The following is a 23,448-nucleotide window of genomic DNA, read 5'->3' as shown; positions in this document are numbered from 1 at the left end:
ACACGGCGTGTGCGGTCGCTGGCAGGTCTTCGGACTCGCGGACCTTCGCCTCGGCGACCGTGGTGAGCCCTGGCGAGCTCGGTCGTCGACGCGGTTCCTACTGGCCGTCGCTTCCCACCCGCGTGGTGCGAGCAGTGCTTGATGACGGCGGTCGTTTCCGCTTACCGCTGCGGGGCAGTCCCGGATTCGCACCGAGTTCCCTCTTGCCCCGGAGACCGATTGCGCGGCCTCCGGACCAGCAAGAGACACCATATGCGGGTGGTGGTGCGAATCCTTGGCACCACATGTTGGGTCCGCGTGTCGCGTCCCTAGGATTGCCGCCATGCCCCGCGCCACCCCTCCCCTCCTCGGGGGCGCAGCGCTCGGGCTGGTGCTCGGGCTGGTGCTCACGGCGGTGCTCGCAGGCTGCTCCACCACGCCCGGCGGCGACGGCGCCACGACCGCGGGCGGCGCGGCATACCCCCGGTTGACGCCGACCTGCGCGCGGGCGACCTCGACCGGGAAACCGCCCGTGGTGACGGTCGCGCAGCTCAACCGGATCGTCGCGGGCCTGGACCTCCCGCTCTGGCAGGCCGGTGACATCGGAGCCAGCGCACGCCTGCCCGACGACCGGATCGTCTGGGTGTTCGGCGACACCGTGCGCGGCGACGGCATCAGCCCCCGCATCGTCGCCAACTCCATGCTCGTCACCAGCGGCCTGTGCACGTCACAGGTCGAGGCGACCGGACAGGGACCGGTGATCCCGGACCGCTCCGACGGGGTCGTGCACTGGCCGATGTCCGTCGTGTCCCTGTCGCGGCCCGACGGCGACGTCCTCGTCGTCGTCTCCGCCCGCATCCGTCGGGGCGCGGCGGGCGGCCTCGACTTCACCTACCTCGGGAGCAGCGCCACCCTCTTCGACGTCACCCCCGGGGGTGCGCCCACCCTGCGGCAGCAGCTCGACATCACCCCTGACAGCACCGCCGCCGACCAGGTCAACTGGGGGTCGGCCATGACGGTCCGGGGTGGCTGGCTCTACGTCTACGGCACCCGCCTGCCCAGCAAGGACTCCTTCGGACGTGCCCTGTATGCCGCCCGCGCACCTCTGGCCGACGCGCGCGACCGCGCGACGTGGCAGTTCTGGGACGGGACGACCTGGGTGGGCGAACAGGCACGGGCGGCGGTCGTCCTGCCCGCCCGCGGAGGTGTCTCACAGACCTTGTCGGTGGACGTGCTCGACGGCCGGTTCGTCATCGTCTCCAAGCGAGACGGCGACCTGGGCAACGCCGTCTACGCCTGGTCGTCCGACTCCCCCGTCGGCCCGTGGGCCGCCCAGCGGGGCGCGCGGGCGGACTTCCAGGACCCCTCCGGGCAGCTCAAGTACGCGCCGCTGGCCCACCCCGGCATCGCCTTGGCCGATGGCAAGCTCCTGATCTCGATCTCGCGCAACACCACCGACTTCAGCCGGTTGCTCACCGACCCGTCGCTGGGGCGTCCGGTCTTCGCGGAGATCGACCGGCCCTGACCTGCGGCCGGCCCTTGCCGTCGCGACGGCCGCGGACGACGATGGCGGTCGTGGATGCGCCCGCGTTCCGGATCTGGCCACCGGTGGCCCTGGGGCTGCCGCTCGCTGCGGGGCTCTTCCTCAGCGCGGCCACGGACGACCCCGTCTCGATCACCGGCTCGGCCGTCCGGTGGGTCGGTTGGGCGCTGGTCGTCGCGTTCGTGCTCTGGAACGGGTGGACACTGGCCCACATGGCGACGCACCGCACTGCGGTCCTGCCCGGCGGCGCCACCGTCCTGGTGCTCCAGTCGGGGCCGTTCCGGCTGAGCCGGAACCCGCTCTACCTGGGGCTCATCGCGTTCGACGTCGGGTGGGCGCTCCTCGCGCACTCGTTCTGGGCGTTGGTGTTCGTGCCGTTCGGCGTCGCCGCACTCTGGTGGGGGGCGATCCGCCCGGAGGAGCGTTACCTGGCGGGCAAGTTCGGCGCGGAGTACGACGCCTACCGGTCCCACGTGCGGCGATGGGTCTGAGCCCATGACGAGCATGATGGAGCGCCTCACGGAGGCCCAGAACGCCCACGACGCCGACCGCTTCGCGTCGCTCTTCGCCGAGGACTACGTCAGCATCACGCCGGCGCACCCCGGCCGCGCGTTCCGGGGGCGGGCCCAGGTGCTGGCCAACTGGACCTCCGTCTTCGAGGGGGTCCCCGACTTCCACGCCGAGCTGCTGGCCTCCAGCGGCGATGGCGAGACCGAGTGGGCGGAGGTCGACTGGCGCGGGCACCACCTCGACGGCTCCGGCTTCGCCATGCGGGGAGTCGTCGTCGTGGCCGTCCGCGACGGCCTGATCGCCGAGGGCCACCTCTACGTCGAGCCGGTGGACGTCGACGGCGACGACATCGAGGCCGCGGTCGAGGAGCTCTACCGACCGCCTAGGACGTGACCCGCACCGGCAGCTCACGGCCCAGGAGGGCCGCGAGGCGGGTGCCCTCCTCCTCGAGGGCCGCATCGGGTCGCGTCGTCCCGTCGAGCCAGCTGACCGTGAGCTCGTCGCCCCGTCGCGCCCAGGTCCCACACACGACCCCTCCGCGGGTGACGGGGTTGGCCTTGCGGGTCATCAGGTCGCGGCGCGCTGGCGGTGTCACGTGCTCGTCCTTGGTCCCCGGGCCGAGGACCCACTGGTCGTGGCCGGGCAGGAACCGCACGGCGTCGGTGGGCCGGGCCGCCTCCAGCGCGTCGACGTCCTCGCGCAGGACGTGCGCCACCGTGCCGTCGACGTCGACCGGCACGAGCCGGTCGCCGAGGCCGTCCAGCCAGCCGGTCAGCCGTCTGCGTCCGGCACTCAGGCCGCTGCCGAGCCAGTACTGCACGTGCTCGACCGTCGCCGGACCATAGGTGCGCAGGTAGGCCGTGATGGCCGCCGGGCCCGCGACCTCGAGGTCCGGGATGCCTGCCCACCGTGCGTTCGTGTCCAGGCGCTGGAAGGTGGCTCGTCCGTCGCGCGGTGGGCCGAAGCCCATGTCGCCCTGCCAGGTGAGCGGCTTGATGAGGGTGCCGGCACCCTCGTCGAAGACCGGTTTGAGATGCCGGTATGCCGCCTGGCTGGTCACGGTGTCGCCCAGCTCGGCGAGGGTCAGCGGCCCGTCACCCAGCGCCTCACGCACGGCCGCCCTGAAGTCGGGCCACGCCTCGGGCGCGAGGCGGTAGTAGTCCACCCAGCTGGGCAGCTCCCACTGCCGGCCCGCCGTTCGCAGCGCCAGGTACGCGCCGCCGTCGTCGGGCGACAGGTAGTGGACGGCACCGCGGAAGGCGAAGACCTTGATGACCGTCCCCGCTGCCAGGGCCTGCGCCAGCTCACCGGGCCGGGAGGTCGTCCGGCGGGTCCGCACCGCGAGCTCGGCGAGCGACTCGTCCATCGACGGCACGGCGCCGAGCCGACGGACGACCCCGGCGACGGACTCCGATCCCACGGGGTCGAGCAGGTGTCGCTCCAGCCGCCAGGCCAGCGCCTGCGCCCAGGACACCGAGACCTCGGTCGACGTGCTCATGACCGGAGCCTCGCACGAGTTCCGGACGGAAGGCTCCCTGATGCCCTGATGCCCCGGGGCGGGTCGCGAGCAGATGGGCCACGATGAGTTCGGCAGCCGTCGTCGGTCTGTATCCGTGCCTGACCGCATCCGACCACCACCTCGACCGGGAGAAGGACATGACAGCCACCTACACGTTCGACGTCTTCAGCAGCCTGGACGGCTTCGGTGCCGCCAGCGGCGACTGGACCGGCTACTGGGGCAAGCAGGGTCCGGAGCTGCTCGGCCACCGGCTCGACCTCTACACCGAGGACCAGCACATGGTGTTCGGCGCCACCACCTTTCGCGCGTTCACGGAGATGCTGTCGGCCAGCACCGAGGACTCCGACGTGCGTGACCCGTGGGTCACCCGCATGGTGAACCTCCCCGCGACGGTGGTGTCGTCCACCCTCGAGGGGCCACTGGACTGGCCGGACGCCACGATCGCGAGGGGCGATGCGCTCGACGTGGTCGCCCGCCTCAAGGAGGAGTCGACGGTGCCCCTGCGCTCGCACGGAAGCCTCGCGATGAACCGGGCCCTCCTGGCGGCGGGCCTCGTCGACCTCGTGCAGGTGACACTGTTTCCGGTCATCACCGGCCAGACCGGTCTGGGCCCGATCTTCGGGGGTGCGGCCGACTTCGACCTGGAGCTCGTCGAGCACCGGACCCTCGACCACGACATCCAGGAGCTCGTCTACCGTCCGACGCTGCATGGCTGACCACGAGTCCGCAGACCCCCGCGCGGCGGCCGACCGCCTGCGCCGGGAGCGCGACGAGGTGCAGAGCCGCCTGGCCAGCATGACGACCGATCTCGAAGCCCTCTTTGCCGCATCGGCCGACTCCAACGCCGACGACGAGCACGACCCCGAGGGCCAGACCATCGCCTACGAACGATCCCAGCTCTCGTCCCTCATCCAGGCGGCCCGCGAGCACCTGTCCGGCATCGAGGCGGCCATGGTGCGCCTCCACGACGGGAGCTACGGTCTCTGCGAGGTGTGCGGAGAGCCCATACCCGCCGCGCGGCTCGAGGCCAGGCCAACCGCACGCACCTGCATCGCCCACGTCCAGTCCATCAGCTGAGGAGAGCACGGATGTCCATCACCCGCGTCCACAACCTGTCGATCTCGCTCGACGGTTTCGCCACCGGCGAACCACAGTCCCTCGAGGCGCCCTTCGGCCACGCCGGTCAACGGCTGCACGAGTGGATGTTCGCGACCCGGTTCTGGGACGCGGAGGGGGGTTCGCTCGGGGCCGACAACGCCTTCGCCGAGCGGCACACTCCCGGCATCGGTGCGGAGATCATGGGCGCCAACAAGTTCGGGCCGCCCGGCTGGCACGACGACCCGGAGTGGAAGGGCTGGTGGGGACCCAACCCGCCGTTCCACACGCCCACGTTCGTGCTGACCCACCACGCGAAACCCCCGATGGAGATGGAGGGTGGCACGACGTTCCACTTCCTCGACGCGAGCCCGGCCGAGGCGCTGGACAAGGCTCGCGCGGCGGCCGGAGACCAGGACATCCGGATCGGCGGCGGCGCGACCGTGGTCCGCGACTTCGTCCTCGCCGGGCTGGTCGACCACCTGCACCTCGTGCAGGTGCCGATCCTGCTCGGCCGCGGTGTGCGCATCTGGGACGATCTGGAGGGCATCGAGGACTCCTACGACGTCGAGGCGGTCTCCACCCCCGGCGGCGTGACCCACCTGACCTTCACCCGCAAGGCCACCACCTGACGAGCGGGGTATGCCGCGTGGTCCAGCCACGCGGCATACCGCACCGTCAGCGGGCCGGTTCGATGCGCTGGATGTTCGTCCACCCGGTCCACCCGAGCTGCTCGAGCCGGGCCAACATGCGACGCGCGCCGGGGACGGACGAGAGGAAGACCCCGTCGAGCAGGTCCGCGAGGTCCTCGGGCAGCTTCTCCTCGTCCCACGCGTCGTCGGGCACCTGCTCGAACTGCTCGGCCAGCCGCTCGGCCGCCTGGTCGAGACGCGGGTCGTCGGCTGACCACTGGGTGATCTCGGCCAGGTCGCGGTAGAGGTCGCGCACGGCGGGGTCGTCGAGCTGCCGCTCCTTCGTCTCCATGTAGAACGCCATCCGCTCGGGGATCTGCGCGGCCACGAGGATCCACGCGTCGCGCTCGGCCTCGACCATCTCCTCGGGGACGCCGACGCCCCGGAGGCGCTCGAGGTAGGCCACCGCCTCGGGCGGCAGGGCGAGGCTCTCGCCGGCCGCGAGCTGGGCGATCCGCTCGCGATGGCGGTGGCGTTGGCGGATCTCCGAGCGCAGCCGGCGGTCGATCTCGTCGACCGCCGCCGCGAACTCGTCGTCACCGGCGACCAGCAGCTCCTGCACCCTGGCCAGCGGCACCCCGGCGTCGGCGAGCGTACGGATCCGCACGAGCTCGACGACGGCGGCCGCGTCATAGCGCCGATACCCCGACGCGTCGCGCGCGGGCTCGGGCAGCAACCCCTTGGCGTGGTAGTGCCGGACGGCGCGCACGGTCACGCCGGCGTACGACGCGAGCTGGCTGATCGTGAGCATGGCACCCATCCTCGCGCGTCACGCGACCTTGGTGCGGTAGGTGCGCATGGCCAGCGCGTAGGCCACGAGGAGCAACCCGAGGCACCAGGCCAGGGCCAGCCACCCGTCGTCACCGAGGGGCTGCTCGGCGTAGAGCGCGCGGATGGTGTTGACGATCGAGGTGACCGGCTGGTGCTCCGCGAACCAGCGCACGGGTCCGGGCATCCCGGCCGTGGGCACGAAGGCCGAGCTGATGAACGGCAGGAAGATCAGCGGGTAGGAGAAGCCGCTCACGCCGTCCACCGACTTCGCCGTGAGGCCGGGGATCACGGCGAGCCAGGTCAGGGCGAGCGTGAACAGGACCAGGATCCCGAGGACGGCCAGCCAGGCGAGCACCCCTGCACCGGAACGGAATCCCATCACCAGGGCGACCAGGACGACGAGCACGAGCGACGTCAGGTTGGCGACGACCGAGGTCAGCACGTGGCTCCACAGCAGCGCCGACCGGGTGATCGGCATGGACTGGAAGCGCTCGAAGATGCCGCCCGAGACGTCGGTGAACAGCCGGAACGCCGTGTAGGCGATGCCCGACGCGACCGTGATGAGCAGGATGCCCGGGAGCAGGTAGTTGACGTAGCTGGCGCCGCCGACGTCGATCGCGCTGCCGAAGACGTAGACGAACAGCAGCAGCATGGCGATCGGGGTGACCGCCGTGGTGATGATCGTGTCGGGGCTGCGCAGGATGTGCCGGAGCGAGCGCTTCAGCAGGACGGTGGTGTCGTGGACGAGGTCGGTGGTCATCGGGCGTCCTTTGCAAGGTGGGCGGTGGCGGCGTCGTGGCCGACGATGGCGAGGAAGATGTCCTCGAGCGAGGGCTGCTTCTCGACGTACTCGACCTGGGCCGGCGGGAAGAGCTGCTTGAGCTCACCCAGGGTGCCGTCGGCGATGATCCGGCCCTCGTGCAGGATCGCGATCCGGTCGGCCAGCTGCTCGGCCTCGTCGAGGTACTGCGTCGTGAGGAGCACCGTGGTGCCCTGTCGGGCGAGCTCCCGGATGGTGGCCCAGACCTCGAGCCGCGACTGCGGGTCCAGCCCGGTGGTCGGCTCGTCGAGGAAGAGCACCGCCGGGTTGCCGATCAGGCTCATCGCGATGTCCAGGCGGCGGCGCATGCCACCGGAGTAGGTGCCCGCTCGGCGTCCACCCGCCTCAGTCAGGTCGAACCGTGCGAGGAGGTCGTCGGCGATCGCGCCGGCTTCCCGCAGGCGGCGCAGCTGGGCGACGAGCACGAGGTTCTCGCGTCCGGTGAGGACCTCGTCGACGGCCGCGAACTGCCCCGTGAGGCTGATCGACTGGCGCACCAGCTGCGGGGAGGTGGCGACGTCGTGTCCGTTGACGACAGCCGTGCCGTCGTCGGCCTTCACCAGCGTGGACAGGATCCGCACGACGGTGGTCTTGCCGGCTCCGTTCGAGCCGAGCAGGGCGTGGACGGCACCCTCGGGGACGGTCAGGTCGACGCCCTTGAGCACCTCGTGGTCGGCGTAGGACTTGGTGAGCCCGACGATCTCGATGATGGGTGATGGTGTGGTCATGACGCAAGGGTGCAACCCTGACCCTGCGTCAAGGTCAAGCCCGGGGTCGGGAGCGTGCGAGGAGGCCGCTCAGCCGACGATGCGGTCGAGCGTGAGCGGCAGGTCGGTGACCCGTCGACCGGTGGCGTGCCGCACGGCGTTGGCCACCGCGGCGCCGACCCCGACGATGCCCACCTCACCGGCTCCGAGGATGCCCAGCGGCATCTGCGGGTCGGGGTCGTCGAGGGTGTGGACGTCGAGGTGGGGCACGTCGGCCTGGACCGGCACGTGGTACTCGGCCAGGCTGGGGTTCATGATCCGCGCGCTGCGGGTGTCGATCAGCGTCTCCTCCCCCATCGCGAGACCCAGACCCATGACGATGCCGCCGCGCAGCTGGCTGTGGGTCGTCTTGGGGTTCACCACCCGGCCGACGTCGAAGACGCTGGTCCACCGGGTGACCCGGAGCTCACCGGTGTCGGCGTCGACCCTGACCTCGCAGAAGTGCGCGCCGGTGGCCGCCTTCATCCACCGCCTGCTGTCGACCACCAGCTTGGACAGGAACCGCACCTGTCCCCACGCGGCCCGCGGTCCGCTGTCGGCCCCGACCTCGACCGTCAGCGACCCCTCGCCCGCGCGGGTCAGGACCTCCCCGGGGTCTGAACCATCCGGCATACCCGCACGGTCGGCCAGCGCGTCGAGGCGCTTGCGCATCGCGCGGCAGGCGCGCTCGATCGAAGAGGCCAGGCTCGCGGTCTGTCCGGAGCCACCTGCGCCGGGACCCATCGGCAGGTCGGAGTCTCCGTAGACGGCCGTCACGCGCTCGAGGGGCACGTCGAGGCAGTCGGCGACCATCTGGCCGACCACCGTCGCCGTGCCCATCCCCATCTCGTGGAACGCGCAGGACAGGGTGACGCCACCGGTCGCGTCGACGGTCAGCTGGACGTTCGCGACGAACTCCCAGGACGGGTGGATGGCTGCGGCGACACCCCACCCGACGAGGTCCTTGCCGTCCCGCGTGCCGGGGGCGGGGCGGTCGGCCCAGCCGAACAGGTCGCGGCCGCGTTCGAGCGTCTGCGCGAGCCGGCGGTGCGAGTAGCGCGTGCCGTGCACCGGGCTGCGCTCCCCCGGCTGGTTGCGCAGCCGCAGGTCCACCGGGTCCATGCCGAGCTCGACGGCCAGCTCGTCCACGGCGGACTCCACGGCGAAGCTGCCCTGGGCCTCCCCCGGCGCGCGCATCGCGGTGTTGGGCATGAGGTCGAGCTCGACGATCCGCTGCTCGGCCAGGATCGTGGCCGCGTCGTAGAGGTCGAGGCTGCAGGCCACGATCTGGTCGGCCTCGCCACCCACCCGGCCCTTGCGGGACGTGACCTCGTGGATCAGGGCCTCCATGTCGCCCGTGGCCGAGGCCCCGATCGCCACCCGCTGTCGGGTCGGGGTGCGGCCCCCGACCGTGCGGTAGACGCCTTCGCGGGTGAGGGCCAGCCGCACCGGCCGCTGGGCGACCTTGGCCGCCATGCACGCGATGAGCGTCGCCGCCCACACCTTCGACTTGCCGCCGAAGCCACCGCCGACGAACTTCGCCACGACGTGCACGTCACCGGACGGGATCCCGAACCGCTTGGCCAGGTACTTCTGGGTCCAGTCGATGTTCTGGCAGCCTTCGTAGACCGTGAGGCGGTCACCGTCCCACTCGGCCGTCGTCGCGTGGGGCTCGAGGGCGTTGTGGTTGTGCTGCGGGGTGGTGAAAGCCAGGTCCACCTTCACCGGCGACCTCCCGTATGCCGCCCGCGCGTCACCGCGCTTGCCTCCCGTCGGCGGCATGACGGGCATCGAGCGGACCGGCGTGGAGTTGCCGAGCTCGGCGTCGAAGTCGCCGGTCGGCGTGACCTCGAGGTACTCGACCCGGACCAGCGAGGCGGCGTACTGGGCCGCCTCGAGGGTCTCGGCCACGACGGCCGCGACGGGCTGTCCGTCGACGTGCACCTCGTCGGTGTTGAGGAACGGGATCGTGCTGCCGGCAGCCATCGTCGACAGGTCCATCGGGTTCATCCGGGCGGGTGGTGGCGTGAGCCGCGGGGCATTGTGGTGGGTCAGGACGAGCACCACCCCCGGGTGCGCCTCCGCGACCGTCGTGTCCATCGAGGTGATGCGGCCCCGGGCGATCGGCGCGTGGACCAGGACGGCATGGGTGATCCCGGGGATCGGGTACTCGGCCGAGAAGCGTGCCGTGCCAGTTGCTTTCGCCAGCCCGTCGACGCGGTCGACCGCTCGACCGATGGCGGGGCCGGGCGCACCGGGAGGTGCCGCAGCAGGGGGTGCGGTCGTCGTGGTGGTGCGCTCCGGCGCGATGGTCATGCCGCACCACCTTCGTCACGCAGCCGGCGCAGCGTCGCCGTGATGGTGCGGACGGCCAGCCCGATCTTGAACTCCGTGTCGGGCCCTCCCACCGCGTGCGCCAGCTCGGCCCGGGCTGCGCGCTCGAACTCCGCATCGGTGGCGGGCCGACCGGTCAGCTCCTGTTCGAGCGTGGTGGCTCGCCAGGGTCGATGGGCGACGCCACCCATCGCGACCCGCACCTGGGCGACCGAGCCGTCGCGGACGTCCAGGGCGGCAGCGACCGACACGAGGGCGAAGGCGTAGGAGGCACGGTCCCGCACCTTGCGGTAGCGCGACCGGACGGCCAGCGGCTCCGCGGGCAGGATCACGGCAGTGACGAGCTCGTCCGTGGCCAGCGTCGTCTCGATGTCGGGGGTCTCGCCCGGCAGTCGGTGGAAGTCACCGACGGCGATCGTCCGGGTGCCGGTGCGACTCACCACCTCGACCTCGGCGTCGACCAGGACCAGCGCCACCGCCAGGTCCGAAGGATGCACCGCCACGCAGTGCTCGCTGGCCCCGAGGATGGCACCCATCCGGTTGTGGCCCGAGGCGGCGTCGCAGCCAGCGCCCCTCTCCCGCTTGTTGCACGCGGCAGCCTGGTCGTAGAAGTAGAGGCACCGCGTGCGCTGCAGCAGGTTGCCCCCCACCGTCGCCATGTTGCGGATCTGGCCCGAGGCGCCCATGACGACTGCCTGGGCCACGACCGGGTAGCGCTCGCGCACCAAGGGGTGCGCGGCCAGGTCGGTGTTGCGCACGCCGGCTCCGATGCGCAGTCCACCGTCGGCGGTCTCGGTGATCTCCCCCAGCGGCAACCGGGTCACGTCGACGAGGACGTCCGGCGCCTCGATGCCCTCGCGCATCAGGTCGACCAGGTTGGTCCCCCCGCCGAGGAACTTCGCGCCGGGCAGGTCGACGATGGCCGCCAGGGCCTCGTCGACACTGGCGGGCACGGCATACGAGACCGGCCTCATCGGTGACCACCCACGGCGTCGGCGTAGGCGGTGATGGCGTCCACGATGCCGTTGTAGGCACCACACCGGCACAGGTTGCCGCTCATCCGTTCGCGCACCTCGAGCTCACTCGAGTCGGGTTGCGCTGCAACGTGTTCGGCGACTGCGCTGGGCACTCCGTCATCGAGCTCGCGCAGCATCCCCAGGGCCGAGCAGATCTGGCCCGAGGTGCAGTAGCCGCACTGGAACCCGTCGGCCCCGATGAAGGCCCGCTGGAGGTCGTGCGGCTGCTCCGGGGTGCCGACGCCCTCGATCGTGGTCACCTCGCGACCCTCGAGCTGCGCCACCAGCGTGAGGCACCCCAGCACGCGCCGCCCGTCGACGAGGACCGTGCAGACGCCACACGCCCCCTGGTTGCAGCCCTTCTTGGTGCCGGTCAGGTCGAGTCGCTCGCGCAGCAGGTCGAGGAGGCTCACCCCGGCCTCCACGGCCACCTCGGTCGGCGCGCCGTTGAGCGTGAAACGGACTTCGGGGGTGGTGCTGGACCGCACGGTCACGGCGTCTCCCTTCCTCAGTCCGGAGACTAGTCCAGCGCCGGAAAGTGTCGCGAGGTCTGCGACGGCGTCCTCAGCGCCGCCACCAGGCGAGGTCGAACCGCAGCGGGAGCGGCCCGTCGATGATGCCGAGGCGACGAGCGACCCACAGTCCTGCCCGCCAGAGGAGCCACACCCCGAAGAGGGCCAGGGGGATCGTCGTCCAGACCACCAACCGCGCCCTCCAGACCGCGGCCGAGTTCCAGTAGGGCGAGCCCGCGAAGGCGTCCTGCCGCCACGACATCTGGCCCGCGAAACCAGCTGTGCTCCCGACCAGGGGCGGCCCGGCCACCGGGCCGGTGTGGCCGCTGACGGTCACCAACGGGGTGCCCCCACGCCAGGTGATGCCGTCGACGGAGTAGCGCGAGTGCAACAGCACGATGCGCGCCGGGGTGGGCTGCCCGGAGCTCAACAAACCCGCGAGATCCCACGTCACCAGGGCGGAGTCGTCGATGCGGGAGGTGTCCGAGGCTGACATCGCGACCGTGCGGCCGTCCGGAGACACCGCAGCGACAGTGGCGGTCAGGTTGAGGGTCTCGGGATAGGTGAGCTGTCCCCGGGCGCGCCAGGAGTCGTCCCCGATGGACCACGTCTGGATCTCCATCGCCGCCTCCGACTGCGAGCCGTAGGCCACCATGAGGGTGCGGTCGTCGAGCCAGCCACCCATCACCATGCCGCCCCGGGTCACCTGCTCCAAGGCCGACGCGCCCGGGATCGTGAGCTGGGTGCCGTCCGGGGTCGAGACGACGACGTCGTTGGACGGCTCGTAGGCCCGCGCATAGTGGGCCGAGTCCGGCGCCCAGGCCGCCCAGAGCTGGGTGTCGTCAGGTGCGCCCGGCTGGACCACGCTCGCACTGGTGCCCTTCACGAGGTCGTAGACGCGCCGACCGTCGACGAGCCAGCGCCCGTTCGGTGACAACGCGGCATACGAGCGCTGGTTCCACGACCCCGGCAGCTTCCACGCCGTCCCCTTGGAGTCGACCGTGTACACCGTGCTGCCGTCGAGGACCGCCACGGTCATGGCCCGGTGGGCGGTGAGGGCGTCGGCGGCGAAGTAGGGGTGCGCGAGCACCGACGGGTAGGTGTCGGGTGCGACGGTCTGGGCCGGCTGCGGGGTGGTCGGCGGCGCGGGCTGGGAGAGGCTCGGCCAGCTGACGAAGGCCACGAGGGCGAGCGCCAGCAGCGCGGCCGCGCCACCTCCGAGCCGCGTGCGGGCCCGACGCCGCGCACCCTGTGCCCACAGCGCCTCGACGGGTGGTCCCGCGGACGGCCGGACGTCCTTGACCAGGCCGTCCAGCGCCGACCCGAGTGGTGAGCTGTTCATCGACGGACCTCCGTTCTGCCAAAGGTGGGTGCGAGCTCCGGGGCGAGGGCCCGGAGGCGCGCGAGGGCGTGCCTCGTCTGGGACTTGACCGTGTTGACCGAGCAGCCGAGCGCCTCGGCGGCCTCCACCTCGGTGCGGTCCTCGTAGAACCGGAGCACGAGGACGGCCCGCTGCTTGGGGGTGAGCCGGGCGAGCGCGTCGGCCAGGGTGAGTCGCGCGTCGGCGTCGACCTCGTGGTCTCGGCTCCGGGAGCCGAGCCGTTCGGTCACCTCGACCGGGTCGGGCTGGTGCCGGCGCCACCTCCAGGCGTCGACCGAGCGGGTGTAGAGGATGCGGCGGACGTAGGCCTCCGGTGAGCCCGCTGACGAGACGACTGACCACCGTTGGGCCGCGCGCGCCAGCGTCTCCTGGACGAGGTCCTCGGCTGCGTGCGCGTCGCCGGTCAGCAGGGTCGCGGTGCGCAGCAGTGGCACCCAGCGGGCTCGGGCGAACGCCTCGAAGTCCTCACGCGGCTCCACGCCCGCCCCCCTCCCTGTCGCCCACACTCCACTCCACACCCTCTAGGACGGACGATGTGGGAGGTCCGGGTGGAACCCCCGGGCGAGTTTCCCCGCGGGGCGTCACACCGGATGTCCCCCACCTCGCCGTGCCTGCTGCGCAAGAATGACCCATGCCCACCTGCCCGGATGATCGCCCTCCCCTGCCGCCAGCGGCGGGGCAGGCGGTCGGGCGCGGGTCGGGTGGAGTGCGGTGACCCGCCTCCTGACGGTCCTGCGCCGGTGGGACGTCGCCGCGGCCATCGTGCTGCTCGGCGTCTTCGTCCTCGGCGCAACGGCCGTCAGGTTCGCCCCACCCGGGTCGTCGGTGGCCGTCTGGTGGCCGGCTGCGGGGCTGGCGGTCGCATTCCTGCTCGCCACCGGACCCAATCGCCGACGAGCCGCCATCGTGCTCGTCGGGATGGTGGTGACCAGTGGCCTGGCGAACCTCTACGGCGGGAGGCCCCCGCTCGCGGCGACCTGTTTCGGGTTCGCCAACACCGCGGAGGCCGCGGTGGTCTGGTGGGCCATGACGCGCGGCAGCCACCGCCCGCGACTGGCCTCCCTGGAGGACCTCGGCCGGCTCCTGCTCGCCACGCTCGCGGGAGCCGTCGTCTTCGGGGTGCTGGCCGGGCTCACCGTCACCTACACCCTCGACCGCACGTTCTTCCCGACCGCCTACGCCGTGACCGCCTCCCACGCGGCCGCTGTGCTCACGCTCGCGCCGTTGGGGGTCGCCGTCTCCACGAAGGCCACGATCCCGTGGCGCCTGGAGGACGCCCTCCAAGGCATCGTCCTGCTCGGGGTCACCCTGTGGGTCTTCGCCTCAACCAACGGGCTCCCCCTGGCATTCCTCCCCCTGCCCGTCCTCGTCTGGGGCGCGACGCGGTTGGACCTACGAGCCCTCGCGACCCAGCTGGCCGTGCTCGGGGTGATCGTCGTCCTGCTCACCAGTTCGGGCTATGGGCCGTTCGCCATTGCCGGGAAGTCCGGTGCGGTGGCCCCTGAGACGGTGGGGGCGCTGACCCAGGCCTTCCTCGTGACCGCGGCGGTGACGGGTCTGGCGCTGGCCGTGGCCTCGACCCAGCGCCGCGACGCCTTGGCCGACCTGTTCAGCGAGGCGACCTTCACCCAGACGGTCCTCAACTCGGCGGCGGCCACCGCGATCATCGGCACCGACGGCTCAGGCACCATCACCCTCTTCAACCGCGGTGCCAGCAACCTGCTGGGCTACCAGTCCGAGGACGTCGTCGGCTCGCTCAACTGGGTGCAGCTGCACGAGCCGGCGGACGTGGCGGCCCGGGCGGCGGAGCTCGGCCTGGCACCGGGCCCGCAGGTGCTGGTCCACGGGCTCGACCAGGCCGGCCGCACCGAGACGCGCGACTGGACCTGGGTGACCCGTGACCAGAAACGGATCGTGGTCGACCTCACAATCAGCCCCATCGTCGACCAGGATGGCTCGGTGATCGGCTACATCGGCGTCGCCGAGGACGTCACCGAGCGCCGGGTCGCCTCGGAAGCGGTCCAGCTGGCGCTGCAACGCGAGCGAAACGCTGTCGAGGAGCTCACCGCCCTCGACCAGACCAAGACCGACTTCCTCTCCTCGGTCAGCCACGAGTTCCGAACCCCGCTGGCCAGTGTGCTCGGCTACACCGAGATGCTCGAGGACGGGGCGGTCGGCGAGATGACGACCAAGCAGCTCGACCTGGTGTCGCGGATCGACCGCAACGGGCGCCGGCTGTTGGGCCTGATCGAGGACCTGCTGCTCAACTCACGGATCGAGTCCGGCCAGCTCAACCTGGCCCGTCGACCCTGCGACCTCGCAGCCATCGTCGACCATGCCTGGGAGGCCACCGGCCCCCTCACCCAGCGGCGCTCACTCCACCTCCGCCACGAGATCGTCACCCGACCGGTCACCGTGGACGGCGACGACACCGCCATCGAGCGGGTCGTCCTGAACCTGTTGTCCAACGCGGTGAAGTTCACGCCCGACGGCGGCATCGTGACGCTGACCCTCGACACGGTGCGGGACGCCAGGGGGGTCGGCAAGGCTCGACTGGTGGTGAGCGACAGCGGCTACGGGATCTCCGAGGAGGACCAGCGGCAGGTCTTCCGCCGCTTCTTCAGGTCGACCGACGCGACCGAGCGCGCGGTGCAGGGCACTGGCCTCGGGCTGTCCATCGTGCAGGCGATCGTCGAGGGGCACGAGGGCTCGATCGAGGTGGAGTCCCTGCTGGGCCAGGGCTCCACCTTCACCGTGCTCTTCCCGCTCGCCCCGGCCTTCGCCCCGAGCGCACCGCTGCGCTGACCACAGGGAGCCGGGTATGCCGATGAGTCGCCGCCCGCGCGCCGGTCTACCTCCCATGGACACCTACCAGCGGGACCCGGGCGTCGACGCCTACCTCGACCCGCTGCCGGACTGGCAGCGCGAGCTGTGCCAGCGCTTGCGCGACCTCGTCCACGCCGCGGATCCCGGGGTGCGCGAGGTCGTCAAGCGCCGGGTGCAGCCCTACTTCGTGTTGGACGGCAACGTGTGTGCGCTGCTGGCCACGAAGGACCACGTCAACCTGTTCGTCTACGATGGCGCGATCGTGCCCGACCCACACGGTCTCGTGACCGGCGGGCACGACAACACGACAGCCCGGACGATCGCGTTCTGGGAGGGCGACCCCGTCGACGAGCCGGCGCTCCTGGAGTTCCTGCGCCAGATCGTGGCCAACAACCGGGCCGGCGGCTGGCGCCGGATCAAGGACGGCTGAGCCTGCTCAGGTCAGTGAGCTGAGGTCGGGCGGCACGTCCACGGCGTGCTGTTGGAGCGCCTGGAGAGGAACGACCAGCAGGACCGCCTCGTTGGTGGCCGCGAGCACGACGTGCGCGGCGGCGCCGTCGCGGTGGGCGCGGGCCCAGTTCAGCGCGGTGACGCACCAGCGGTCGCCCGGCACGAGGCCGGGGAAGCCGTACTCCGGCATCGGAGTCGAGAGGTCGTTGCCGATGCCGCGCTGGTGCTCGAGGAACTCGCTCGTGACCACGGCACAGATCGTGTGGCTGCCCAGGTCCTCCGGGCCGGAGGTGCAGCAGCCGTCGCGGTAGAAGCCGGTCAGCGGGCTCGTGCCGCACTCCTCCAGCTCGCCACCCAGGACGTTGCGCTCCGCCACGATGTCTCCTCCGGCCTCGTCGAGGGCTGCCTCAGGGCAGTCTGCCCTAGCGCGACTCTTCGCGCAGACGCGGCTCCGTGCGCAGCTCGGGGTGGATCCCGCGCTTGTCGCGGTAGAACTCGCGGACCTTGTCCATGTCGGCCACGACGTCAGCCGTGGCGGTGATGGTCGGACCGAATCCGGCTGTGCGAGTAGGCCCGTCGATGAAGGCCAGGGCGATCGGGAGCTTGGCGGTCCGCGCGATGCGCCAGAAGCCGGACTTCCAGTACTCGCCCTTCTTGCGGGTGCCCTCCGCCGCGAGGATCAGCAGGAAGGGCTCACCGCTGCGCGCCTCCCGCACGAGCTCGCGCACCACGGCACCGGGGTTGTCCCGGTCGAGTGGGAGGCCACCGAGCCGTGGCAGCAGCCAACGCAGCGGACCCTTGAACAGCTCCTTCTTGATCAGCACCCGGGGCGTCACGCCACCGCGCCACATGATGAGCAGCATCATCACGAAGTCCCAGTTCGAGGTGTGCGGCGCGCCAACGAGGACGCCGGTCCGGGGCACCTCCCCGACGGCAGTCCAGCGGCTGGCCCGCAGCACGAGGCTGGCGAGTCGACTCCTCATCAGTGCCTCTCGGTGGGGCCACTGCCCTCCCGGGGCGGTGGCGCACAGTGCCGGCCGCGCAGGACGTACGGATCGGTGGGTGAAGGCTACCCGGCCCCTGATGGCGGTTCCCGGATCGGGTCCGCGGCCCTACAGTCCTGCCATGGGAGAGATGAGCATGAACAAGGCCATCCACGGCGCCTTCCGGCGCGACCTCGACCGCTTCATCGCCGCGCTCGAGACGTTCCAGCCCGGCGACCGCGCCAGGGCAGCACAGCTGGCCACGGCCTGGGCGAACTTCGACGACCAGCTCACCTATCACCACGAGGGTGAGCACGAGATCGCCTGGCCCGCTCTGCACGCGGTGGGAGTGAGCACCGAGCTGCTCGACGCCATGGACGCCGAGCACGAGACCATGGCTGCCGCGCTCGCCGAGACCCGCGTCGCCATGGCCGGCCTGCTGCGTGACCCGGGCGCCGCGCAGGCCGCGGCGGCGAAGGCCTGCTTCGAGACCCTGCGCATGGTGACCGTGAGGCACCTCGACCACGAGGAGGCCGAGCTGGAGCCGGTCTACCAGGCCAAGAAGGACACCCCCGAGATCAAGGCCATGGGGAGGGCGTTCGGGAAGACCGGCCTGGCCCGCGGCGGACGGTTCTTCTCGTGGGTCCTCGACGGTGCGTCACCCCAGGAGCGGGCAGGCGTCACTGCAAGCGTGCCGGCACCGGTCCTGTCGGTCATCGGCGGGATCTTCGGGCGTGGCTACCGCAAGGAGATCGCACCCATCTGGTCGGCGACCCCTCCGCGCCGATAGGTGCTGCGGGAAGTCCGCCTTTCCTCCCTCTCCAACGTATAGCGCACAGGGGGCCTTGCGGCAAGGCCCTACTCCTGCCTCAGAATCGTCCCTCGTGACCAGGACGAACGAAGGGGGCAGCCACCGCATGCACGAGGTCGACAGCGACGTGGGGGTTCGGGGTTCCGAGGCGAACGGGTCAGGTGCGTTCGACCTGCCGGACCGCCTGTCGGCGAAGGCAGACCGAGGTCTCATCGCCCGCGACGACGAGCACTTCCGGGCCATCCAGCAGAGCCTCGACGAGACCATCGCCGAGCTGACCGAGCGCCTGGACGCCGAGCGCACGGCACCGGCGAGGGCCGGGCAGGAGGTGCTGGAACGCGACCTCGAGGTGCACCGGCTGACCGCACGGCTGCGCGCCCTGCACCGCTTCGGCCTCGACCTGTGCCTCGGGCACATGGTGCCCGACGACCCGGCTGCCACCGACGGAGGCGAGCCGATCTACGTCGGCCGGCTCGGGCTCACCGACCGCACCGGCCGCCAGCTGTTGGTCGACTGGCGTTCCCCCGCGGCCGAGCCCTTCTTCGCAGCGACCCACGCGAACCCGATGGGCTTGACCTTCCGGCGCCGCTACCGCTGGTCCCGCGGCCGCGTGAACGACTACTGGGACGAGGTCTTCACCGCAGACGGCTTCACGGGTCACGCCGCGGCCCTCGACGACCAGTCGGCGTTCATCGCCAGCCTGGGCAGCAACCGCTCGGCGCGGATGCGCGATGTCCTCGGCACGATCCAGGCCGACCAGGACTCCATCATCCGGGCGAGCTCCCGCGGTGCCCTCGTGGTGGACGGTGGGCCCGGCACGGGCAAGACGGTGGTGGCACTGCACCGCGCGGCATACCTGCTCTATGCGGACCCGAGGCTGGGTCACCGCCGCGGTGGGGTGCTCTTCGTCGGCCCGCACCAGCCCTACCTGGCCTATGTCTCGGACGTGCTGCCCAGCCTGGGCGAGGAGGGCGTCCAGACCTGCACCGTGCGCGACCTCCTGCCGGAGGGCGCCACCGCGAAGGCTGAGACGGACCCCGAGGTGGCCCGCCTCAAGTCCTCCGCCGACCTCGTGCGCGCCGTCGACAAGGCCGTGCGGTTCTACGAGGAACCACCGAGCGTGGCGATGACGGTCACGACGCCCTGGGACGACGTGCGGCTCACCCCCGATGACTGGGCGACGGCGTTCGCTGCCCCAGACCCCGGGACTCCGCACAACGAGGCGCGCGAGCAGGTCTGGGAGGAGCTGGTGGCGATCATCGTCGACCAGCACGACGAGGACGTCCCCAGCCAGCTCCTGCGCCGGTCGCTCCAGCAGGACCGCGAGCTGCAGGATGCGCTCAACCGCGCGTGGCCCTTCGTCGAGGCGACCGACCTCGTCGGGGACCTCTGGTCGGTGCCGGCCTACCTGCGGATGTGCGGCCCCTGGCTGAGCCCGGAGGAGGTGAAGTCGTTGCAGCGCAACGACGCCACGGCCTGGACGGTGTCGGACCTGCCCCTGCTCGACGCCGCGCGGGCGCGGCTCGGCGATCCTGAGGCGTCTCGCCGTCGGCGCCGGCACGAGGCAGCGGTCGCGGCCGAGCGCGAGCAGATGGCCCAGGTGGTGGAGCACCTCATCGCGACCGACGACTCCGAGATGAAGGTCATGTCGATGCTCAAGGGGCAGGACCTCAAGGACCGCTGGGTCGACGAGGGTGCACTCCAGGTCGACGACCAGGACCTGCTCGCCGGGCCGTTCGCGCACATCGTCGTCGACGAGGCACAGGAGCTGACCGATGCCGAGTGGCAGATGCTGTTGGCCCGGTGCCCGTCGCGCAGCTTCACGATCGTGGGTGACCGGGCGCAGGCGCGGCATGGGTTCACCGAGTCGTGGCAGGAGCGGCTCGAGCGGGTGGGGCTGGACCGCAGCAGCCTGTCCTCGCTCAGCATCAACTACCGCACCCCGGAGGAGGTCATGGCCGAGGCCGAACCCGTGATCCGTGCCGCGCTCCCCGACGCCAACGTGCCGACGTCCATCCGCAGCAACGGGGTTCCCGTCGTCCACGGCTCGACCGCAGACCTCCGGTCGGTGCTCGACACGTGGCTCGCGGCCCACCCCGAAGGGGTCGCCTGCGTCATCGGCGACCCGAGCTTCGAGGCGAGCGGCCGGGTCCGGTCGCTCACCCCCGAGCTCGCCAAGGGCCTGGAGTTCGACCTCGTGGTGCTCGTCCGCCCCGAGGCCTTCGGCGACGGGATCGAGGGCGCGGTCGACCGCTACGTCGCGATGACCCGCGCCACCCAGCAGCTGGTGCTCCTCACCGGCTGACCACCGACGCAGCAGCGTCCCGGAACACGTACGCCGCGCCCGCCCCTCTCCGGGGCGGACGCGGCATACGCGGTCGGTCGGGTCAGCGCCTCCGGTCAGGCGGCGACGACGCCGAAGCCACCCGTCCAGGTGACCTTCTCGCCGGCGGCGAGGGTGATCTGCAGGAAGCCGATCGCCTCGAGCTCGCGCGCCCGCGAGAGGGAGCCCGCGTCGATGGCCTCGAGGCCACCGGAGGTGATGACACCGGCCAGGTCGCTCTTGGCGTCGGCGTCGTCGCCGGCGATGAGGACCGTGGTGCCGAGCGGGCCGACGTTGCCCGCGGCGAGCGTGCCGGCGAAGTTGGTGTTGAACGCCTTCAGCACGCGGGACTGCGGGAGGGCCTCGGCGATCTCAGCCGTCGCAGAGCCGTCGGACGCGACGGTGAGCGAGTCGAAGGTCTCGAAGTTCAGCGGGTTGGTGATGTCCACGACGACCTTGCCGGCCAGGCTCTCGCCGCGCTCGGCGAGGACGGTGTTGATGGCCGGGTACGGGACGGCGAGGACCACGATCTCGCCCGTGACCTGCGTCGCCGCGTCGCCCTGGCCGAGCAGCTGGACGGTGTGTCCGCCGCGGCCTGCGACGGCCGCGATGGCCTGGCCCATGCTGCCGGTGCCGATGATGGAGAGGTGTGCCATGAGGTGCTCCTGGGTTCTGGGCGACGGGTGTCGCATCCGGTTTAGTTGTTGGTTCAAGTAACACCATACACGATTTAGTTGTTCCTTCAAGTATTCGCTAGACTTGTCTCATGGAACCGAGATGGCTGGACGCGGACGAGCGCGCGGCGTGGCTGCGCCTGATCGCCGTGGTGGAGCTCCTGCCCAGTGCGCTCGACGCACAGCTGCGCCGAGACTCGCAGCTCACGCACTTCGACTACTACGTGCTCGCGATGCTCTCCGAGTCGCCTGAGCACACGCTGCGGATGACTGCCCTCGCAGCGCGCACCAATGCCACCCTCCCCCGGCTCTCCCACGTCGTGCGCAGGCTCGAGGACCGCGGGCTGGTCGAGCGGTTCCCGTGCCCCCAGGACGGCCGCGCCACCAACGCCCGCCTCACCTCGGCCGGCTGGGACGCCGTCGTGGCGGCTGCACCCGGGCACGTGGAGGCCGTCCGACGCCACGTGCTGGACCCCCTGACCTCGGCGCAGGTGACCCAGCTCCGCGAGATCTGCGACGCCCTCCTGCCGACGCTCGACGCCGACCGGGCGCTGGCCCCGCTCTACGACACGACCACCTGAGCCCGCGCGACGGGTCAGCGGCTGTCGACCTCGAGCCGCATCACCCAGCGCCACTTGGCGATCTGGCGGTCGCGCTCGAACCCGAACTCCTCGAACAGGGTCTCGGGACCTGTGTGGAAGTAGGCCCCGCGCTGGGCCGGCCTGGCCTCGACCTGCTCGGGATAGGCCTCGCCGATCCCCCCACCGGCGTCGCGGATGGCGTCGATGACCCCGGTCACCGCTGCCCGGGCCACGCCTTGACCCCGGTGTCGGCTCCCGGTGAAGATGCAGCCGATCCGCCAGTCGGGCCCGCGGGTGAGCTCCTTCTCGTAGGCCTTGGGATTCTTGATGTTCGGGAGCTCGACGGGCGGACCGAACTGGCACCACCCCACGCAGGCATCGCCGTCGTAGGCGAGCACCTGGTGGACGGTGCCCGCACGGACGTGGGCCTGCTTGGCGGCCCGGTTGCCCGCGACCGTCTTCCCCGCCCCCACCCCCTCGGGGTGGAAGCCCATGCACCAGCAGCCGCCCCAGACCCCGTTGTTCGCCTCGACGAGCGCGGCGAAGTCCGGCCAGGTCTCCTCGGTGAGCAGCCGCGTCGTGAACGAACCAGCCGTGGCGGTGGTCTCCTGTCCAGCCATGCCGGCAGCATCCCACCAGCCGCCGACAACGCCCTGCTGTCAGCGCACCACCGTCAACGGGGGGCCGGCCGGGCACCCGCGTCTGGGACGGCGACCCGGCCGACTCGAGCGGGACTAGTCTCGGGAGGTGAGGATCGAGGAGCTCGACTGGGCCGACACCCCTTGGGGAGCCATCAGCCTCCGCCGGCGGTGGGACCGCATCACCGAGCGGGACGTGCACGAGGTCAAGCTGGGTGACGACTTCCTCATGTCGAGCCAGTTCACCACCGGTGAGCAGGAGCTGTCGCGCATCGGCCTCGCCGCGGTGACCGGTGCGTCGCTCACGGTGCTGGTCGGTGGCCTCGGCCTCGGCTACACCGCGCTGGCCGCGCTCGAGGACGACCGGGTGACCGAGCTGACCGTCGTCGAAGCGCTCGAGCAGGTCATCTCGTGGCACCAGCGCGACCTCCTGCCCGACACGGCGGGGATGGCCGCCGACCCGCGCGTACGGCTGGTGCTGGATGACTTCTTCGACCTCGTGCGCACCGGCCGCGCCGACCGCACCTATGACGCCGTCCTGCTGGACATCGACCATGCACCCGACTGGCTGCTGCGCGACGACCACGGCGACCTCTACACGGTCGAGGGCTTCGCGCGGGTCGCCGCCCTGCTCACCGACCACGGCGCCTTCGCCCTCTGGTCGGACGAACCGCCCGAACCCGAGGTCGTGCGGCGGATGGGTGCGGCCTTTGACCACGCCGACGCCCACGTGGTCCCGTTCCCCAACCCGCTGACCGGTGGCGAGTCCACCAACACGGTCTACCTGGCAGTCCGACCGCGGCGCTGACGACGCCGGCGGCTAGTGGCTAGTGGCTAGCGGCTAGTGGCTCACCATCGAGCCGAGCCGGTCGCGGGCGATGTGCTCGACGAGGACTGGGACGAAGTCCCGGATCGGCCCGGTGAGCTGAGAGTGCGCGACGCGCACGGCGGCCTCGACGACCTGCGGGTCGAGGTCGGGGAACCGGTCGGACAGCCGTTCCTGCACCTCACCGAGCGCGGCGACCTCATCGTGGGTGTCCATCCGGACAGTGTGAACCTCACCCAAACGCGCGGCAAGAGGTCATCGGATGCTGGGCAGCGGCCGCCTGCGACGGCACCAGCCGCCTGTAGGCAGACCGCGCGTGGGATCCTCTCAGCAACGTCAGCCTGCGAAAGGCAGCCCACCCGATGAGTCCCCAGCCGACCGATCCGGGCACCGCCGCGTCACTGGTCGGGCCCTATCT

Annotated in this window: 26 protein-coding genes and 1 riboswitch; of the genes, 12 read left to right on the top strand and 14 right to left on the bottom strand. The window is 71.5% G+C overall.

Annotated elements, in window-relative coordinates; translation table 11 throughout:
* Positions 1-3 precede the first annotated feature (3 nt).
* A riboswitch (cobalamin riboswitch) is annotated at positions 4-255 on the bottom strand.
* A gap of 67 nt (positions 256-322) precedes the next feature.
* From AC1DWJ_RS01020 to AC1DWJ_RS01010, 3 genes are read left to right on the top strand one after another with little or no spacing between them, the layout of a single operon-like run.
* Positions 323-1,504, top strand: coding sequence for a DUF4185 domain-containing protein (locus AC1DWJ_RS01020; RefSeq protein ID WP_457256735.1), 1,182 nt, complete (start codon positions 323-325; stop codon positions 1,502-1,504).
* Positions 1,505-1,554: 50 nt separating this feature from the next.
* A complete protein-coding gene (locus tag AC1DWJ_RS01015) occupies positions 1,555-2,013 on the top strand; it encodes a methyltransferase family protein (protein WP_457256736.1) in 459 nt (152 codons plus the stop codon).
* A gap of 4 nt (positions 2,014-2,017) precedes the next feature.
* A complete protein-coding gene (locus tag AC1DWJ_RS01010) occupies positions 2,018-2,425 on the top strand; it encodes a nuclear transport factor 2 family protein (RefSeq protein ID WP_457256738.1) in 408 nt (135 codons plus the stop codon).
* Here the strand turns inward: AC1DWJ_RS01010 and AC1DWJ_RS01005 are convergent.
* Positions 2,415-3,530, bottom strand: a complete 1,116-nt coding sequence (locus tag AC1DWJ_RS01005; RefSeq protein ID WP_457256740.1) for a DNA glycosylase AlkZ-like family protein — start codon at positions 3,528-3,530, stop codon at positions 2,415-2,417. The two genes, AC1DWJ_RS01010 and AC1DWJ_RS01005, sit on opposite strands and share 11 nt — an antisense overlap.
* A 158-nt stretch (positions 3,531-3,688) precedes the next feature.
* Between AC1DWJ_RS01005 and AC1DWJ_RS01000 the strand changes: the two genes are divergently transcribed.
* The 3 genes from AC1DWJ_RS01000 to AC1DWJ_RS00990 are packed head-to-tail and all read left to right on the top strand — an operon-like array spanning position 3,689 to position 5,278.
* A complete protein-coding gene (locus tag AC1DWJ_RS01000) occupies positions 3,689-4,267 on the top strand; it encodes a dihydrofolate reductase family protein (protein ID WP_457256825.1) in 579 nt (192 codons plus the stop codon).
* Complete coding sequence (locus AC1DWJ_RS00995; RefSeq protein ID WP_457256742.1) at positions 4,260-4,628, top strand: TraR/DksA family transcriptional regulator; 369 nt, start codon at positions 4,260-4,262, stop codon at positions 4,626-4,628. The genes AC1DWJ_RS01000 and AC1DWJ_RS00995 overlap by 8 nt, the downstream gene beginning before the upstream one ends.
* Before the next feature lie 11 nt (positions 4,629-4,639).
* Entirely contained in the window at positions 4,640-5,278 is a 639-nt protein-coding gene (locus AC1DWJ_RS00990) for a dihydrofolate reductase family protein (RefSeq protein WP_477619790.1), read from the top strand.
* A 46-nt stretch (positions 5,279-5,324) separates the two neighbouring features.
* Here AC1DWJ_RS00990 and AC1DWJ_RS00985 read toward each other — a convergent pair whose 3' ends face one another.
* The 8 genes from AC1DWJ_RS00985 to AC1DWJ_RS00950 all read right to left on the bottom strand — a co-directional run bounded on the left by AC1DWJ_RS00985 (position 5,325) and on the right by AC1DWJ_RS00950 (position 13,397).
* A complete protein-coding gene (locus AC1DWJ_RS00985) occupies positions 5,325-6,089 on the bottom strand; it encodes a MerR family transcriptional regulator (protein ID WP_477619789.1) in 765 nt (254 codons plus the stop codon).
* A gap of 18 nt (positions 6,090-6,107) precedes the next feature.
* Positions 6,108-6,869, bottom strand: a complete 762-nt coding sequence (locus AC1DWJ_RS00980; protein ID WP_477619788.1) for an ABC transporter permease — start codon at positions 6,867-6,869, stop codon at positions 6,108-6,110.
* Entirely contained in the window at positions 6,866-7,657 is a 792-nt protein-coding gene (locus tag AC1DWJ_RS00975; protein ID WP_477619787.1) for an ABC transporter ATP-binding protein, read from the bottom strand. The genes AC1DWJ_RS00980 and AC1DWJ_RS00975 overlap by 4 nt, the downstream gene beginning before the upstream one ends.
* 69 nt (positions 7,658-7,726) lie before the next feature.
* Positions 7,727-9,991: a xanthine dehydrogenase family protein molybdopterin-binding subunit gene (locus tag AC1DWJ_RS00970; RefSeq protein ID WP_477619786.1), complete on the bottom strand. Its 2,265-nt coding sequence runs from the start codon at positions 9,989-9,991 to the stop codon at positions 7,727-7,729.
* Positions 9,988-10,983 carry an FAD binding domain-containing protein gene (locus AC1DWJ_RS00965; protein ID WP_457256752.1) on the bottom strand — a complete coding sequence of 332 codons (996 nt, stop codon included), beginning with the start codon at positions 10,981-10,983 and terminating at the stop codon, positions 9,988-9,990. The genes AC1DWJ_RS00970 and AC1DWJ_RS00965 overlap by 4 nt, the downstream gene beginning before the upstream one ends.
* Complete coding sequence (locus AC1DWJ_RS00960) at positions 10,980-11,519, bottom strand: (2Fe-2S)-binding protein (protein WP_457256754.1); 540 nt, start codon at positions 11,517-11,519, stop codon at positions 10,980-10,982. Before AC1DWJ_RS00960 ends, AC1DWJ_RS00965 begins: the two co-directional genes overlap by 4 nt.
* A gap of 70 nt (positions 11,520-11,589) precedes the next feature.
* Positions 11,590-12,879 (bottom strand): hypothetical protein, encoded by a 1,290-nt coding sequence (locus AC1DWJ_RS00955; protein WP_477619785.1) that lies wholly within the window; start codon positions 12,877-12,879, stop codon positions 11,590-11,592.
* Entirely contained in the window at positions 12,876-13,397 is a 522-nt protein-coding gene (locus AC1DWJ_RS00950) for a SigE family RNA polymerase sigma factor (RefSeq protein ID WP_457256758.1), read from the bottom strand. The genes AC1DWJ_RS00955 and AC1DWJ_RS00950 overlap by 4 nt, the downstream gene beginning before the upstream one ends.
* Before the next feature lie 232 nt (positions 13,398-13,629).
* Here AC1DWJ_RS00950 and AC1DWJ_RS00945 point away from each other — a divergent pair, with 232 nt between their 5' ends.
* Both AC1DWJ_RS00945 and AC1DWJ_RS00940 read left to right on the top strand, forming a co-directional pair.
* Positions 13,630-15,723, top strand: coding sequence for an ATP-binding protein (locus AC1DWJ_RS00945; RefSeq protein ID WP_477619784.1), 2,094 nt, complete (start codon positions 13,630-13,632; stop codon positions 15,721-15,723).
* Positions 15,724-15,778: 55 nt separating this feature from the next.
* Positions 15,779-16,174, top strand: a complete 396-nt coding sequence (locus AC1DWJ_RS00940) for a DUF1801 domain-containing protein (RefSeq protein ID WP_477619783.1) — start codon at positions 15,779-15,781, stop codon at positions 16,172-16,174.
* 6 nt (positions 16,175-16,180) lie between these two features.
* Here the strand turns inward: AC1DWJ_RS00940 and AC1DWJ_RS00935 are convergent, their stop codons facing one another.
* Positions 16,181-16,570: a DUF2237 family protein gene (locus AC1DWJ_RS00935; RefSeq protein WP_477619782.1), complete on the bottom strand. Its 390-nt coding sequence runs from the start codon at positions 16,568-16,570 to the stop codon at positions 16,181-16,183.
* 46 nt (positions 16,571-16,616) lie between these two features.
* Entirely contained in the window at positions 16,617-17,177 is a 561-nt protein-coding gene (locus AC1DWJ_RS00930) for a 1-acyl-sn-glycerol-3-phosphate acyltransferase (protein WP_457256764.1), read from the bottom strand.
* 142 nt (positions 17,178-17,319) lie between these two features.
* Between AC1DWJ_RS00930 and AC1DWJ_RS00925 the strand changes: the two genes are divergently transcribed.
* Both AC1DWJ_RS00925 and helR read left to right on the top strand, forming a co-directional pair.
* The gene (locus AC1DWJ_RS00925; protein ID WP_457256766.1) at positions 17,320-17,967 is read left to right on the top strand and encodes a hemerythrin domain-containing protein; all 648 of its coding nucleotides are present in this window, start codon (positions 17,320-17,322) and stop codon (positions 17,965-17,967) included.
* Between the two features lie 127 nt (positions 17,968-18,094).
* Complete coding sequence (helR, locus tag AC1DWJ_RS00920; RefSeq protein ID WP_477619975.1) at positions 18,095-20,293, top strand: RNA polymerase recycling motor ATPase HelR; 2,199 nt, start codon at positions 18,095-18,097, stop codon at positions 20,291-20,293.
* A gap of 95 nt (positions 20,294-20,388) precedes the next feature.
* Here the strand turns inward: helR and AC1DWJ_RS00915 are convergent, their stop codons facing one another.
* Complete coding sequence (locus AC1DWJ_RS00915; RefSeq protein WP_457256767.1) at positions 20,389-20,967, bottom strand: NADPH-dependent F420 reductase; 579 nt, start codon at positions 20,965-20,967, stop codon at positions 20,389-20,391.
* A gap of 110 nt (positions 20,968-21,077) precedes the next feature.
* Between AC1DWJ_RS00915 and AC1DWJ_RS00910 the strand changes: the two genes are divergently transcribed.
* A complete protein-coding gene (locus tag AC1DWJ_RS00910) occupies positions 21,078-21,566 on the top strand; it encodes a MarR family winged helix-turn-helix transcriptional regulator (protein WP_457256769.1) in 489 nt (162 codons plus the stop codon).
* 14 nt (positions 21,567-21,580) lie between these two features.
* On the opposite strand, the gene AC1DWJ_RS00905 is transcribed toward AC1DWJ_RS00910, so the two are convergent.
* Entirely contained in the window at positions 21,581-22,186 is a 606-nt protein-coding gene (locus tag AC1DWJ_RS00905; protein ID WP_457256771.1) for a GNAT family N-acetyltransferase, read from the bottom strand.
* A 127-nt stretch (positions 22,187-22,313) separates the two neighbouring features.
* On the opposite strand from AC1DWJ_RS00905, the gene AC1DWJ_RS00900 reads away from it, so the two are divergent.
* Entirely contained in the window at positions 22,314-23,012 is a 699-nt protein-coding gene (locus AC1DWJ_RS00900) for a spermidine synthase (protein ID WP_457256772.1), read from the top strand.
* A gap of 33 nt (positions 23,013-23,045) precedes the next feature.
* On the opposite strand, the gene AC1DWJ_RS00895 is transcribed toward AC1DWJ_RS00900, so the two are convergent.
* Positions 23,046-23,246 (bottom strand): three-helix bundle dimerization domain-containing protein, encoded by a 201-nt coding sequence (locus tag AC1DWJ_RS00895; RefSeq protein ID WP_457256774.1) that lies wholly within the window; start codon positions 23,244-23,246, stop codon positions 23,046-23,048.
* Between the last annotated feature and the right edge of the window lie 202 nt (positions 23,247-23,448).

This window comes from Pedococcus sp. P2_D7 (assembly GCF_056404295.1).
Note: the sequence above shows the minus strand (reverse complement) of the source record. Positions and strands in the feature narration are given on the sequence as shown.

Coding starts and splice junctions, on each gene's coding strand:
- AC1DWJ_RS01020 (WP_457256735.1), top strand. CDS start 323: ATGCCCCGCGCCACCCCTCCCCTCCTCGGGGGCGCAGCGCTCGGGCTG.
- AC1DWJ_RS01010 (WP_457256738.1), top strand. CDS start 2,018: ATGACGAGCATGATGGAGCGCCTCACGGAGGCCCAGAACGCCCACGAC.
- AC1DWJ_RS01005 (WP_457256740.1), bottom strand. CDS start 3,530: ATGAGCACGTCGACCGAGGTCTCGGTGTCCTGGGCGCAGGCGCTGGCC.
- AC1DWJ_RS01000 (WP_457256825.1), top strand. CDS start 3,689: ATGACAGCCACCTACACGTTCGACGTCTTCAGCAGCCTGGACGGCTTC.
- AC1DWJ_RS00995 (WP_457256742.1), top strand. CDS start 4,260: ATGGCTGACCACGAGTCCGCAGACCCCCGCGCGGCGGCCGACCGCCTG.
- AC1DWJ_RS00990 (WP_477619790.1), top strand. CDS start 4,640: ATGTCCATCACCCGCGTCCACAACCTGTCGATCTCGCTCGACGGTTTC.
- AC1DWJ_RS00985 (WP_477619789.1), bottom strand. CDS start 6,089: ATGCTCACGATCAGCCAGCTCGCGTCGTACGCCGGCGTGACCGTGCGC.
- AC1DWJ_RS00980 (WP_477619788.1), bottom strand. CDS start 6,869: ATGACCACCGACCTCGTCCACGACACCACCGTCCTGCTGAAGCGCTCG.
- AC1DWJ_RS00975 (WP_477619787.1), bottom strand. CDS start 7,657: ATGACCACACCATCACCCATCATCGAGATCGTCGGGCTCACCAAGTCC.
- AC1DWJ_RS00970 (WP_477619786.1), bottom strand. CDS start 9,991: ATGACCATCGCGCCGGAGCGCACCACCACGACGACCGCACCCCCTGCT.
- AC1DWJ_RS00965 (WP_457256752.1), bottom strand. CDS start 10,983: ATGAGGCCGGTCTCGTATGCCGTGCCCGCCAGTGTCGACGAGGCCCTG.
- AC1DWJ_RS00955 (WP_477619785.1), bottom strand. CDS start 12,879: ATGAACAGCTCACCACTCGGGTCGGCGCTGGACGGCCTGGTCAAGGAC.
- AC1DWJ_RS00940 (WP_477619783.1), top strand. CDS start 15,779: ATGGACACCTACCAGCGGGACCCGGGCGTCGACGCCTACCTCGACCCG.
- AC1DWJ_RS00930 (WP_457256764.1), bottom strand. CDS start 17,177: ATGAGGAGTCGACTCGCCAGCCTCGTGCTGCGGGCCAGCCGCTGGACT.
- AC1DWJ_RS00925 (WP_457256766.1), top strand. CDS start 17,320: ATGGGAGAGATGAGCATGAACAAGGCCATCCACGGCGCCTTCCGGCGC.
- helR (WP_477619975.1), top strand. CDS start 18,095: ATGCACGAGGTCGACAGCGACGTGGGGGTTCGGGGTTCCGAGGCGAAC.
- AC1DWJ_RS00915 (WP_457256767.1), bottom strand. CDS start 20,967: ATGGCACACCTCTCCATCATCGGCACCGGCAGCATGGGCCAGGCCATC.
- AC1DWJ_RS00910 (WP_457256769.1), top strand. CDS start 21,078: ATGGAACCGAGATGGCTGGACGCGGACGAGCGCGCGGCGTGGCTGCGC.
- AC1DWJ_RS00905 (WP_457256771.1), bottom strand. CDS start 22,186: ATGGCTGGACAGGAGACCACCGCCACGGCTGGTTCGTTCACGACGCGG.
- AC1DWJ_RS00895 (WP_457256774.1), bottom strand. CDS start 23,246: ATGGACACCCACGATGAGGTCGCCGCGCTCGGTGAGGTGCAGGAACGG.